The 11,628-nt window shown below is 62.9% G+C and carries 14 protein-coding genes; 3 read left to right on the plus strand and 11 right to left on the minus strand.

The window, feature by feature from the left end; all coding sequences use genetic code 11:
• Positions 1-30: 30 nt before the first annotated feature.
• From J1N50_RS12735 to J1N50_RS12745, 3 genes are read right to left on the minus strand one after another with little or no spacing between them, the layout of a single operon-like run.
• A complete protein-coding gene (locus J1N50_RS12735) occupies positions 31-1,338 on the minus strand; it encodes a hypothetical protein (protein ID WP_246553462.1) in 1,308 nt (435 codons plus the stop codon).
• A gap of 44 nt (positions 1,339-1,382) precedes the next feature.
• On the minus strand, positions 1,383-1,676 hold the full coding sequence (locus tag J1N50_RS12740) for a hypothetical protein (protein ID WP_215354024.1): 294 nt from the start codon (positions 1,674-1,676) through the stop codon (positions 1,383-1,385).
• Between the two features lie 47 nt (positions 1,677-1,723).
• Positions 1,724-2,470 carry a MauE/DoxX family redox-associated membrane protein gene (locus J1N50_RS12745; RefSeq protein ID WP_425516942.1) on the minus strand — a complete coding sequence of 249 codons (747 nt, stop codon included), beginning with the start codon at positions 2,468-2,470 and terminating at the stop codon, positions 1,724-1,726.
• Positions 2,471-2,502: 32 nt separating this feature from the next.
• On the opposite strand from J1N50_RS12745, the gene J1N50_RS12750 reads away from it, so the two are divergent.
• Positions 2,503-2,907 carry a MerR family transcriptional regulator gene (locus tag J1N50_RS12750; RefSeq protein WP_215354028.1) on the plus strand — a complete coding sequence of 135 codons (405 nt, stop codon included), beginning with the start codon at positions 2,503-2,505 and terminating at the stop codon, positions 2,905-2,907.
• Here the strand turns inward: J1N50_RS12750 and ychF are convergent.
• Entirely contained in the window at positions 2,904-4,001 is a 1,098-nt protein-coding gene (gene ychF, locus J1N50_RS12755; protein ID WP_215354043.1) for a redox-regulated ATPase YchF, read from the minus strand. The genes J1N50_RS12750 and ychF overlap by 4 nt on opposite strands.
• Positions 4,002-4,236: 235 nt before the next feature.
• On the opposite strand from ychF, the gene J1N50_RS12760 reads away from it, so the two are divergent.
• Positions 4,237-4,887, plus strand: coding sequence for a CAP domain-containing protein (locus tag J1N50_RS12760; protein ID WP_215354045.1), 651 nt, complete (start codon positions 4,237-4,239; stop codon positions 4,885-4,887).
• A 27-nt stretch (positions 4,888-4,914) separates the two neighbouring features.
• Here J1N50_RS12760 and pth read toward each other — a convergent pair whose 3' ends face one another.
• The 6 genes from pth to J1N50_RS12790 form a co-directional block, all read right to left on the minus strand.
• Positions 4,915-5,484 carry an aminoacyl-tRNA hydrolase gene (gene pth, locus J1N50_RS12765; RefSeq protein WP_215354047.1) on the minus strand — a complete coding sequence of 190 codons (570 nt, stop codon included), beginning with the start codon at positions 5,482-5,484 and terminating at the stop codon, positions 4,915-4,917.
• Positions 5,485-5,549: 65 nt separating this feature from the next.
• Positions 5,550-6,176, minus strand: coding sequence for a 50S ribosomal protein L25/general stress protein Ctc (locus J1N50_RS12770; protein WP_215354048.1), 627 nt, complete (start codon positions 6,174-6,176; stop codon positions 5,550-5,552).
• 109 nt (positions 6,177-6,285) lie between these two features.
• A complete protein-coding gene (locus tag J1N50_RS12775; protein WP_215354049.1) occupies positions 6,286-7,179 on the minus strand; it encodes a TraB/GumN family protein in 894 nt (297 codons plus the stop codon).
• Positions 7,179-8,105, minus strand: coding sequence for a TraB/GumN family protein (locus tag J1N50_RS12780; RefSeq protein WP_215354050.1), 927 nt, complete (start codon positions 8,103-8,105; stop codon positions 7,179-7,181). Before J1N50_RS12780 ends, J1N50_RS12775 begins: the two co-directional genes overlap by 1 nt.
• A gap of 61 nt (positions 8,106-8,166) precedes the next feature.
• Positions 8,167-8,604: a hypothetical protein gene (locus J1N50_RS12785; protein ID WP_215354051.1), complete on the minus strand. Its 438-nt coding sequence runs from the start codon at positions 8,602-8,604 to the stop codon at positions 8,167-8,169.
• A complete protein-coding gene (locus J1N50_RS12790) occupies positions 8,597-8,809 on the minus strand; it encodes a helix-turn-helix transcriptional regulator (protein WP_215354052.1) in 213 nt (70 codons plus the stop codon). The genes J1N50_RS12785 and J1N50_RS12790 overlap by 8 nt, the downstream gene beginning before the upstream one ends.
• 147 nt (positions 8,810-8,956) lie before the next feature.
• On the opposite strand from J1N50_RS12790, the gene J1N50_RS12795 reads away from it, so the two are divergent.
• Entirely contained in the window at positions 8,957-9,892 is a 936-nt protein-coding gene (locus tag J1N50_RS12795) for an IS1595 family transposase (RefSeq protein WP_215354053.1), read from the plus strand.
• A gap of 153 nt (positions 9,893-10,045) precedes the next feature.
• Here J1N50_RS12795 and J1N50_RS12800 read toward each other — a convergent pair whose 3' ends face one another.
• Positions 10,046-11,623, minus strand: a complete 1,578-nt coding sequence (locus J1N50_RS12800) for an HNH endonuclease family protein (RefSeq protein WP_215354055.1) — start codon at positions 11,621-11,623, stop codon at positions 10,046-10,048.
• Between the last annotated feature and the right edge of the window lie 5 nt (positions 11,624-11,628).

An 11,628-nucleotide genomic window follows, 5' to 3' on the forward strand; every position in this document is an offset into this window, starting at 1 on the left:
GGTGACGAGGCAAGGAAAGTTGGGCGATAGCTACCGCCCGATACTGAGCCGCGCGAACATGGTAGCGCCGATCGGATTCTTGCCATAGGCGGCATCGAGCAGCCGCGGCTTGTCGAACGCCGCGACGCTGCCGCCCAGCGCGAGGTTCAGCGGGCCGGCCAGGGGGATGCGATAGGCATAGCCGGCCTGGAACTTGGTCACGCGGAACGGCACATCGTGAAGCGGATCGTCATGGTCCGAAAACAGCTCGTCATTCTTCACATTCTCGATGCGGCCGAACAGCGAGTGATGATCGTCGATGTCCCAGTTCACCTCGGCGAGATACGCCGTCAGCGTGTCGCCCGGATCGCGGTTCTTGGCGCTGAATGCCGCGGTTGCCGACAGGCCCCTGCCATTCGCATATTGGACGCTCGCGGTGGTGCGATGCTCGTTCTCGCCCGGATGCTGCGCCTCGGGTTCTTTCAGGCGCGCATGGCTGACCTGTAGTGCCCAGGCCGGTGTCGGTGTCCACGTCCCGCGCACGCTCCAGCTGTCGAAGCGCGGCGTTTCGATGTTCCAGCGCTTTTCGTCGGGCTCACGTCCCGTGAAGAGCGAGCCCTCGAGTTGAAACGTCCGCGTCTGATAACCCAGCGTCGCGACGCCATAGGTGATGTGCGTCGAATCGAACCAGTGGTGGGTGATCGGCGCCTCGGGATTATAGCGCGCGCTGCCGCGGTGCATGAAGGCGCTCGGGCCGATTGCCGGCTCGCCGACGGGACCGACGTAGAGAAACAGGCGCTCGCCGTTTTCGCCGACATTGATGTCGACGCGCGCGGCGAGTTCCATGAACAGGTCGTGCGGATGCTGGCGGTCGACCAGCGGTTCGCCGCCCGCGGTCTCGCCGGTCGCGAACAGGTTGGGGTAGCCGCGGTTCGACATCAGTGGCTCGAGGCTCATCATCGATTTGAGCTGGATGCGGCCCCAGCCCGTGTCTTTTTCGCCGGACAGCATCAGCATCGACTGGACATAGGCCTTGTCGTCGCCGCGCGGGCCGGACTGGTCCGAATAGACGCCCCAGGCAAAACCGTGCGCCATGACCATCCAGTCGTCACCGGCGTCGATGTGGAGGCCGCTATGGCCGCCTTCGTTGGCGGGAAGGCGCGCGGTTCCCGACCCCTCGGCAGGGCTCGCCACATCGCCATGGCCCATTGCCGAATGATCCATCCTCGAATGATCCATGGCTTCGTCGTCCGAGGGCGCTCCGGCGGACCGGTCATGTCCGCCATGATCCTGCGCGGCTGTGGACGGGGAAAGGAAGGCAAGCGCCGCGGCGCCCGCCAGAAAAGGCAGTTTCGACATATGAATTTCCTGACAAAGAAGGGGAATGGAGTTTTCCGTCTTCGTCAGGCGCGGGGTGGCGGGGTGCCCGGCGGCGCATTAGCGCCCGCGAGCGCCGTCATCGACTGCGCAACGGGTGCGGCGGGGGGAAGGGGAAGCGGCGCTTCCACGACCGGCAGCGCCGGATGGGCGACGCAGCCGATGCAGAAATGTCCCATCTTTCCGGCGTCGCCGTCGGGCTTGTGCGTCGGCGGTGCGCCGTGACAATCGACCGGCGCGCTCTCTCCGTGCGCCGACATGGCCATCGCGGGCAACGACAGGCCGATCAGGAACAGCGCGAGGAGCAAATGCCGCAACATCCCGCCGCCCTTAGCACGGCCGGCCGGGAAGGGAAAAGGCCGGGGCATCAAAACCACATCCTCGCCATCCACAGCGCCATCGCGACCATCATCACATTTTCGGTCAGCGAAACGAAGCCCAGCGGCACCTTGCTACTGCCGCCGACGCACGCGCATTTGATGTCGCGTCTGTCGATATAGACGGCTTTGACCACGGATGCCGCGCCGATGCCGCCGATGAAAAGCGCGATCGGGATCGACAGCCAAGCCAGCGCGTGCGCGGTCATCAGCACACCAGCGAGGCCTTCGGCAAACGGATAGAGGCTGGCATAGGGAACCCAGCGCCTGGCGAGCAGGTCGTAGTTCAGAAACATCGTCGCAAACCGGTCGACGTCCTGCAGCTTGAGCAGCGCCAGCACGACCATGCTGAACGAGATAAACCATTCGGCGGCGCGGAGCGTGAAGGCGCTTCCCTCGACAGCGTAGCTCGCCGCCAGCGCCATCAGCGCGGTCATCGTGAACAGCGCGACGACGGGGGTATAGCTGGTGGCGCTCGCGTCGGCGACTTTCAGTCCGAAATGATGACGGAGATCGTCGTAGCCCCCGATGCGGACGCCATCGATGAAGATTTGCGGCGTCGTCTTGACGCCATGCTTCGCCTTGAAAGCGTCGGTTTCTGCGCGCGTCGTCAGCCAGCGGTCATCGACGGTATAGCCCCGGCGTTCGAGTAGATGCTTCGCCTTCAGGCCAAAGGGGCAGATATGGTCGGGAAAGACCATGCGATGGAGGGTTGCTTGTTTCGTCATGCGACCCATATAGCTTCCGTACCATGGTACGGAGTCAAGCGATGCAACTGACGATCGGTAAATTGGCCGCTGCGGGCGGCGTCGGCGTCGAAACGATCCGCTATTATCAGCGGCGCGGGCTGATGGGCACGCCCGCGCGCAGCGGCGGCGACGGCTGGGGTGGCGGCATCAGGCGCTACGATGCGGACGATGTGCGCCGCCTTAAGTTCATCCGCTCGGCGCAGACCTCGGGCTTCACGCTCGACGAGATTTCCGAGCTGCTCGAGCTCGATCAGAGCGACGATCGGCCGCGCGTGCGTGCGCTGGCGCGCCAGCGGATCGAGATGCTCGACGAGAAGATTTCGCAAATGACCGAAACCCGCGCCGCCCTCGCGCGCCTCGCCGATCAATGCGCGGCGAGCGACAAGGGGCCGTGCCCGATTCTGGCCGCGTTCGACCCGGCCTAGCTGTGCAGGAAGTGCATGACGTCGCCGTCGTGCACGACATAGGCTTTGCCCTCGGCGCGCAGCTTGCCCGCTTCGCGCGCCTTTGCTTCGCCGCCCAGCGTGACATAGTCGTCATAGGCGATCGTTTCGGCGCGGATGAAGCCCTTCTGGAAATCGCTGTGGATCTCGCCCGCGGCCTCGGGTGCGGTCGCGCCGGCGTGGACGGTCCATGCGCGTGCTTCCTGCGGGCCGACGGTGAAGAAGGTGATGAGGTGCAGCAACGCGTATCCCGCGCGGATGACGCGGGCGAGGCCGGTTTCGTGGAGGCCCATCTCTTCGAGGAATTCGAGCCGGTCGGCCATGTCCATCGTCACCAGCTCGCTCTCGATCGCCGCCGAGACGACAACCGCCTGCGCGCCCTCGGCCGCGGCCTTGGCGAAGACCTTTTCCGAAAAGGCGTTGCCGTTCGCCGCGCTGCCTTCGTCGACGTTGCAGACGTACAGGACGGGTTTGGAGGTCAGGAGCTGCGCGGTGCGCAGCACGCGCGCTTCCTCATCGTCGCCGGGTTCGACCAGCCGCGCGGGCTTGCCGTCGCGCAGCAGGTCGAGCGCCTGGCCCAGGACCGACGCGGCGATCTTCGCTTCCTTGTCACCCTGTGCGGCCTTCTTGGCAAAGGCGGGAACGCGCTTTTCGAGGCTTTCGAGGTCGGCGAGCAGCAGTTCGGTCTCGACCGTCTCGGCGTCGGCGACGGGATCGACGCGGTTTTCGACATGCTGGATGTCGTCATCCTCGAAACAGCGCAGCACATGGACGATCGCATCGACCTCGCGGATGTTGCCGAGGAACTGGTTGCCGAGCCCTTCGCCTTTCGACGCGCCGCGTACCAGCCCGGCGATGTCGACGAAGGCGAGCTGCGTCGCGATGATCTTCTTGCTGTTCGCGACCGCGGCCAGCTTTTCCAGCCGGTCGTCGGGCACCGCGACATTGCCGATGTTCGGCTCGATCGTGCAGAAGGGATAGTTCGCCGCCTGTGCAGCGGCCGTCTCGGTCAGCGCGTTGAAGAGGGTGGACTTGCCGACGTTGGGCAGGCCGACGATCCCGCATTTGAAACCCATAAAAACTCCGTGAGCTTTGGCCCCCTGCTGGACGGGACGCCATGTCTTGCCCGCGCCCCTAGCGCCAAGTCGCGCCCGATGCCAGCCATATGGCGCGCTGGACCGGGCGGAGGCCGATGCGGGTGACCCCGCGACGATCGAGTTCGCGGTACAACGGCGCGTGGGTGCGCCGAATCGAACAAGGGACCGTGCGAAAGTTGCGGGACATTCAGACGCGGTGCGCTACGTCCGGCCTATGCGAAACCGATTCCTGATCGCGGGACTGGCTGCAATGGCGATGTCGGCCGCGGCCTTGGCGGCGCCCTCCGGGTTCGAGGCGGCGGTGTTCGAGGACCTCAATCATTTTCGCGACGATCCGGCGGCCTATGCCGACGACCTGACCGGTTATCGCGACCGCTTCGACGGCAAGCTGCTGATTGCCGAAGAGGGCGAGGATATCGACATCATGACCAACGAGGGCGTCGCGGCGGTCAACGAGGCGATCCGGGCGTTGCGATCGGAGGCGCCGAGACCGGCCTTCGTCTGGAGCGACATGCTTCAGCGTGCGGCCGCCGACCATGTCGCGGTTCAATCGCGGTCGGGCGCGGTCGGCCATTATTCACCCAACAGCGATCCGGGTATCCGGATGCGCGCGCGGGGCGGCGGTCCCTATGTCAGCGAAGTCATTACCTATGGCCATCAGACGCCGCCGGGGGTCATCCACCAGTTGCTGATCGACGACGGCGTCCCGGGGCGGGGGCACCGCTTCAGCCTGCTGCGCAGCGACTTGCGTTACGCCGGGGTCGCCTGCGGCCCGCATCCGCACTATCGCCTGATGTGCGTGATCCTGATGTCGCCGACGCGCGACGGCACCGCACCCCCGCCGCCGCAGCGATCGACGCCATAGCCACCGCGCCGGCCGCGACGGCGCTCTTCACCCGTTCAGGCGCAGCGCAAGGTCGCTCTGAAAGCGGGCGTCGTCGCCGTCGGCGAGCCATGCCGCCTCGGCCGAAATCGCGCCGAGCAGGTCGGTCAGCGGTTCGATCTCGCTCTTGTGATAATTGCCGAGGACATGGCCGGTGACGCGGTCCTTGTGCCCCGGATGGCCGATGCCGATGCGCACGCGGCGGAAATCGTCGCCGATATGCTGGATCATGCTGCGGATGCCGTTGTGGCCCGCTGCGCCGCCGCCCTGTTTTACCTTCACCTTCATCGGCGCGAGGTCGAGTTCGTCGTAGAAGACGGTGACGTCCTGCGGCGTCAGCTTGTAGAAATCGATCGCGGCGCGCACGCTGCGACCGCTTTCGTTCATGAAGGTGCCGGGTTTCAGGAGCAGGATGCGGTGCCGTCCGATGCGGCCGTCCTGCAGCCAGCCCTGGAATTTTTTCGCCGGGGCCGGAAAGCCATGCATGTCGGCGATGACGTCGACGGCCATGAAGCCGACATTATGGCGATGCATCGCATATTGGGGCCCGGGATTGCCGAGGCCGACCCAGAGCTGCATGGCGCTGACTTTCTGGGGAAAGAAGGAGCGCCCCTCCCATCGGGAAGGGCGCCCCCCGAAAGGGCTTAGGCTTCAGCCGTCGCTTCGCCGTCGTCCTTCGTCGTATCGCCGTCGCTCGACTTGAGCGCCGACGGGGCGACGATGGTTGCGATGGTGAAATCGCGGTCGGTGATCGCGCTTTCGACACCCTTGGGCAGGGTGACGTTGCTGATGTGGATCGAATCGCCGACGTCGAAGCCGGTGACGTCGACCGAGATTTCGTCGGGGATCTTGTCCGCGTCGCAAACCAGTTCCAGTTCGTGACGGACGATGTTCAGCACGCCGCCGCGCTTCAGGCCCGGCGAGGCGTCTTCGTTCGCGAACACGACCGGCACTTCGACATGGACCTTGGCGTCCTTCGCGATGCGCAGGAAGTCGGCGTGGATCGGACGATCCTTGACCGGGTGGAACGCAACGTCCTTGGGCAGGGTGCGAATGGTCTTGCCGCCAACTTCGATCATCACGACCGAGTTCATGAAGTGACCCGTCATCAGCTGCTTCATCAGCAGCTTTTCTTCGACGTGGATCATCAGGGGTTCTTCCTTGCCGCCATAGACGACGGCGGGGACGCGGCCATTGCGACGCAGGTCACGCGAGGCTCCCTTGCCTCCGCGTTCGCGCGTCTCGGCCGTCAGCGTCAGCTGATCGCTCATAGTTTTTCTCCGAGTACGGTTACACAGTTCCGCCACGCCTCCAGGGATGACCATGGCGGAAGCGCGGGCGCATAGCGGGGAAACGGCGGAAATGCAAGCGCCGCGGCGGCTATTGCACGCGGCTGACCTTGTAGCCCTGCGCTTCGAGCATTGCGGGAACGCTGTCGCTGCCCACCAGATGCCCCGCGCCCACCGCCATCAGCACCGTGCCCGGCCGCTCCATCCGCCTTTGGATCCACGCGCTCCAGCGCCGGTTGCGGTCGGTGAGGATCGCCTGGCGCGCGGCAGGCACGCGGTCGACGTCCTCGTTGACGATCTTTGCCAGCGCGTCGACGTCGCCGCGCGACCAGTCGGCCGCCATCGCCTTCACATCGCGGACGGCGTCGCCCGCATGGTCGGCCGCGCGGACGAGCATCGCGCGTTGCGCGGCGGGATCGAGGGTTTCGAACAGCATCAGTTGGCCCTCGGCGCTTTCGAGCCCCGATATCGGCTTGTCCGCCTTGCGGAACGCGGCCGTCAACCCCGCCTCGACGCCGTCGGAGGGCGAGAGTCCGGCCTCCTCGGCTACGCGCTGTCCCATGAGGACGAGGATGGCCCAGTCGTCGAGCGCGTCGCCGCCGAAGTCGCGCCCGGCTTCGAGCTTGCGGTAAGCCGCGAGCGCAGTGGGGGGCAGCCGAGCCTCCATCGCGAGCGGCTTTTCGCGTGGCGCCAGTTCGCGGAAGACCCGCCCCGCCTCCGCGAGTTGCCGCGGCGAAAGCTCGAGCATCAGTTCGTCCGCCGCCGCGACGGCCGTTGCGACCTTGCCGCCGTCCCAGTCGGTCCCGGCGGGCAGCGCGTGCATCGTGCCGAGCATATAGACATGCGTGTCGTCGTCCTCGACGAGCCACATCGCCGGACGAGCATCGACAGCCGGCTGGCTGCCGCACGCCGCGAGCAGCAACGGCAAAAGGGCCGCCGCGATGCAGCGACCCCCGTGGCGGAAGGGGATGGCCCCGGCCCGCATCACTGGATGCGCTGCGCCTTGAGCCCGCGCTCTGCCAGATAGTCCTGCACGCTCTTCTCGCCCGCGAGATGACCCGCGCCGACCGCGACGAACACCGTGCCCGGCTTGTCCATCCGCGTCTTGATCTGGTCGGCCCAACGCGCATTGCGGTCGAACAGCAGCGTCTTGGCGAGTTCGGGCGTCGCTTCCATGCTCTCGTTCATCGTCACGGCCAGCCCGTCGGGATCGCCCTTGCCCCAGAGCAGGACCATCTTGTCGAGTTGCGGCCCCAGCTTGTCGATGTCCTTGACGACCGACTTCAGGAAGCTGACCTGCTCGACCTCGGGCAGCGTATCGAAAAAGCCGAGCTGTTCGGTGAGCGTCTCGAAACCCGAAATCGGCTTGGCCCCCGCCTTCGCCTTTGCCGTGAGCTGCTTTTCGACGCCCTGATTGGGGTCGTAGCCGTGCTTGGTCAGCGGCAGCACCGACAGGGTGACCCCCGCGAACCAGGGTTCGAAGGCGTCGAAGGCATTGGCGGGCAGGCCGAGCCCGGTGAGCGTCGCCTGATAGGCCGCGAGCGTTTCGGGATCGAGCTTCTGCGGCAGCGGCTTGCCGCTCTGGTCCATCGCCATCGGCAGCGTGACTTTGGCAACCTCGGTCTGGTCGTCGGGCAGGACGAGTTCGAGCACCAGCTCGTCGGAGGTGTCGAACGCCTTTTGCACCGCGCCGTCGAACCAGCTGAGGCCGGGTTTCAGGACGTGGACGGTTCCGAACAGATAGACGGTGGTGTCGGCATCCTTCACCGCCCACAGGGCGGGCTTGACCTTGACGGTCGTTTCGGCGGCGGCGGGCTCCTTGGCCAGCGCGACGCTTGCGGGCTGCGCGGCATAGAAGGCGACGGGCAGGATCGCACAGGTCGCGGCAAGCGTCTTGAACCAGGTCTTCATCGAAAGCACCTTTCTTGATGGGCCTTATGGCCGGGGGAGTTGGGGAAGGGGAGAGGGGAAGTCAGAGATATTTGAGCCAGATCCACACCAAAAGGTTGACCACGAGACTAACGGCAAAGACGAGCATGAGGTCGGGGGCGGGGGCGAGACTCGCGCGGTGGAGCACCCACCAAGTGGGAGCGGCGAGCGTGATCGTGTACCAGGCCGCGGTACCCGCCCACAGATAGGCGCGCTCTTCATGATCATCGACCGATCGGTGATAGAGGGTCAGCGAAACGATCATGCCGACGACCCAGATGATCGACGCACCGATTGCGAAATCCGGGGGCAGGGGGGCATTGCTCAGCATCGCGAGGTCCATCGTCGAGGCGCTGCCCTGCGCGATCTGCATCCATGCCCCGAGTACGCCGCCGAACACCCCGGCGAGGCCGAGTGCGATCCAGTAGCGCTTGCGCCGCGGGGACATCGGCCGCTTTGGGGTCTTGTCCGCGTCACGCATCTTCCGCTCCCTTGAAACCGTCATCGAAAATCTCCTCGATCGGCATCTCGAACAACCGCGCGAGCTTGAAGGCGAGCGGCAGCGACGGGTCGTATTTTCCCGTTTCGATCGCGTTGACCGCCTGCCGCGAAACGTCGAGCCGGTCGGCCAGTTCGGCCTGGCTCCAGTTCCGCATCGCCCGAAGCACCTTGAGCCGGTTCTCCATGCATCACCTTTAGTCATCCAGACCCGACATTGTGTCAGGTGTTATTGACTAAATGACATGATTCGCTGACTGTGTCAACAACGCCGGCGTTATTATACTTGACATACCCAATGATGATAGCTAGAGGAGATTCATAAGGAGTTTCCAATGGTTTCCGCGCTTTCTGCCCCTCATTTTCACAACGAAGAAGCGGCGTTCGCTTACGTCGAAGCTCGCGTATGGCCGGAAGGCCCCATTTGCCCGCATTGCGGCGGCGTGGAGCGCATCGGCAAGATGGGCGGCAAGTCCACCCGCCTTGGCCTCTACAAGTGCTACCAGTGCCGCAAGCCCTTCACCGTTCGGATCGGGACCATCTTCGAAAGCAGCCACGTCGCCCTGCATATCTGGTTGCAGGCAATGTATCTGATCGCGGGCAGCAAGAAGGGCATTTCGAGCAACCAGCTTCACCGCACTCTTGGCGTCACCCTGAAAACCGCTTGGTTCATGTCGCACCGTATCCGCGAAGCCATGAAGTCCGACACCCTTGGCGATTTTGGCGCTGGCGGCGGCGCGGTTGAAATGGACGAAACCTTCATCGGTCAAGACCCCGATGCACCGCCGAGCCGCATGGCCACCCGCATGAAGATGCAGGTCGTAGCGCTGATCGACCGCACCACCGGACGCTCAACCAGCATGGTCTATACCGGCAACCTCAACGTCGCGGGTGTGACTGAAATCCTGCGCGCGAACGTGTCGCCGGAGGCCCATTTAATGACCGACGAAGCCCGCTTCTACCGCATCCCCGGCAAGGAATTTGCCGCTCACAGCCGCGTCATTCATGCCCGCGGCGAGTATGTCAGCAAGTTCGATCCCAACGCCCACACCAACACCATCGAAGGCTTTTTCAGCATCTTCAAGCGCGGGATGAAGGGCGTTTACCAGCACTGCCAGAAGAAGCATCTTCACCGCTATCTGGCCGAGTTTGACTTTCGCTACAGCAACCGTCAGGCTTTGGGCTGCAACGATGCTGACCGCGCTGACCGCTTGTTGGCAGGTGTCGTTGGCAAGCGGCTTACCTATGAAACGACTGGTCGAGGGGCCTAAGCGCCATGCCAAAGAAGAAAAATCAGGAGACGCAAGCCGAGCAAAGCGAGCGGTTCAAAAAGGCCGTCCGCGAGTTAATCGACGCTGGCGAACTAAGCCCCACAGAGGCAGATAAAGCGTTAGACGCCCTCGTTCGCAAGAACGCCGCGGCGTCTAATTCTTGACTCCCGAATTGCAAAAAGGATGAGCGGGAGCAAGGTTAGCACCATCGTTGTTTCCGCCTTCTCTCCGTCTCTGCAAATGGTCAAATGTGATCGAATTGCTATGCACGGCGGCCTGACAAATCGGGCAGCGAACGGGGTTTGCCATTGCCTCTCGGATGAATGCCGCCGACTTGGACTCATGGGAAGCCCCCTTTTTACCCGGCAAAACCACTGCCCCCGGAGAGGGAATTTCCGCTTGTCTTAGGTGGACAAAATCCCCTTGCTTGACGAGTTCTGCCACGATTTCTTCGCCAGTATTCCCGGCTTCGAAGCCCTCAAACAGCGCCCAATAGAGGTCGGCGATCCTTTGCAGGCTTCGCGATCCGCTGCCCAATCGAGTGATCGTGAGAGACACGAAAACCTTGTGGGCAAACAGGAAATCTTCAAAATCGCGACGTATTGAGGTGAAGGCCTTCTTCTTTTTATGATCGTGGAGTTTCTTCGCGAATTGTAGCGAAGCCAAAAAAGCGTTGGGAATGAAATTCCCAGATCGAGCATAAAAATAAACAAGAGGATGCAGACCGAGCGACCCAGATGAGTTCGTGCTTATGGTCTCAATTCGCTCGTTAACCTTGGATAGCATCGCAAGAGTCTGCACCCCCTCAAGGTCAGGCTCCAAAGCCTCTATTTTCGCCGCGGGCGTTGCTGGGATGTTGATGCCGTTGCATAGGCTGACAAGATCAAACACAAATGGGAGCGAGTTATATCCCTGCCCCGCAATCGGCTGATCAGCGGAAGTGACCGGATTTTTGTGAGGGGGCTTGTAAAGGTCGGCGTGAATTTTCTCGCCCAGCTCCTCAATCTTCTTCCGCGTTTCATCGTCGAACGAAGCCCAATATTTGTGCCCCTGGCCCCCTCGAACGATGCAACGAGAGGCTATCGCATTGGGAGAGGTGCGACTCTGAAGAATGCGGCGCTCAACAGGGTCAATGGGTTGGGCAGCTTGATTGATTTTGAAGAATGATGCCTCTGCCGCCTCTGGTGTCGCCGCAGTCACCCACTGAATGATTAGGGACTCTTGACCAATTGACGCCAATCTCCGGGCCTTGCGGGGATCGGGAACGGTTTTGCCGATAAGGCCGTTAAATTCTGCGTAAGTCCCAATTTCCTTTTTCATCAGATCGCGAGTCTTTTTTGCAACTGCCCGCTGTTCATCTGTAAGGCCAGCGCCGAATAGGCGATTTGAATCTTCGCCGTCTCCGTAGTCATCGCGAACCCACGCGATCAACGCGCTTAGCCGGTGAGCGCCGTCGATCACAAAGACTTCATCGCCGCGCTGCCAAAGAATGACAGCCGGGATGAGATCTCGGTCGAGAAAAGCCTTAACTAGATCAACGACCTTATTTGGCGTCCAGTATCCTGTTTCGCGCTGAAAGTCTGGCTTACGCAGGTTCGCTTGGAAAAAGCCCTGCCTGCCTAAATCTGAAAGGCTGATGGTAGTTCTTGGACTACCACCCGCTTGCGCGATTTCACCAACGAAATCCTCCCTTGGAATCAAAGCATCTAGATTCACAGTCTTGGCAGGCATTTTCC

Source organism: Sphingopyxis soli, from assembly GCF_018682675.1.
Lineage (GTDB): Bacteria > Pseudomonadota > Alphaproteobacteria > Sphingomonadales > Sphingomonadaceae > Sphingopyxis > Sphingopyxis soli.

Coding starts and splice junctions, on each gene's coding strand:
- J1N50_RS12735 (WP_246553462.1), bottom strand. CDS start 1,338: ATGTCGAAACTGCCTTTTCTGGCGGGCGCCGCGGCGCTTGCCTTCCTT.
- J1N50_RS12740 (WP_215354024.1), bottom strand. CDS start 1,676: ATGTTGCGGCATTTGCTCCTCGCGCTGTTCCTGATCGGCCTGTCGTTG.
- J1N50_RS12745 (WP_425516942.1), bottom strand. CDS start 2,470: ATGGGTCGCATGACGAAACAAGCAACCCTCCATCGCATGGTCTTTCCC.
- J1N50_RS12750 (WP_215354028.1), top strand. CDS start 2,503: ATGCAACTGACGATCGGTAAATTGGCCGCTGCGGGCGGCGTCGGCGTC.
- ychF (WP_215354043.1), bottom strand. CDS start 4,001: ATGGGTTTCAAATGCGGGATCGTCGGCCTGCCCAACGTCGGCAAGTCC.
- J1N50_RS12760 (WP_215354045.1), top strand. CDS start 4,237: ATGCGAAACCGATTCCTGATCGCGGGACTGGCTGCAATGGCGATGTCG.
- pth (WP_215354047.1), bottom strand. CDS start 5,484: ATGCAGCTCTGGGTCGGCCTCGGCAATCCCGGGCCCCAATATGCGATG.
- J1N50_RS12770 (WP_215354048.1), bottom strand. CDS start 6,176: ATGAGCGATCAGCTGACGCTGACGGCCGAGACGCGCGAACGCGGAGGC.
- J1N50_RS12775 (WP_215354049.1), bottom strand. CDS start 7,179: ATGCGGGCCGGGGCCATCCCCTTCCGCCACGGGGGTCGCTGCATCGCG.
- J1N50_RS12780 (WP_215354050.1), bottom strand. CDS start 8,105: ATGAAGACCTGGTTCAAGACGCTTGCCGCGACCTGTGCGATCCTGCCC.
- J1N50_RS12785 (WP_215354051.1), bottom strand. CDS start 8,604: ATGCGTGACGCGGACAAGACCCCAAAGCGGCCGATGTCCCCGCGGCGC.
- J1N50_RS12790 (WP_215354052.1), bottom strand. CDS start 8,809: ATGGAGAACCGGCTCAAGGTGCTTCGGGCGATGCGGAACTGGAGCCAG.
- J1N50_RS12795 (WP_215354053.1), top strand. CDS start 8,957: ATGGTTTCCGCGCTTTCTGCCCCTCATTTTCACAACGAAGAAGCGGCG.
- J1N50_RS12800 (WP_215354055.1), bottom strand. CDS start 11,623: ATGCCTGCCAAGACTGTGAATCTAGATGCTTTGATTCCAAGGGAGGAT.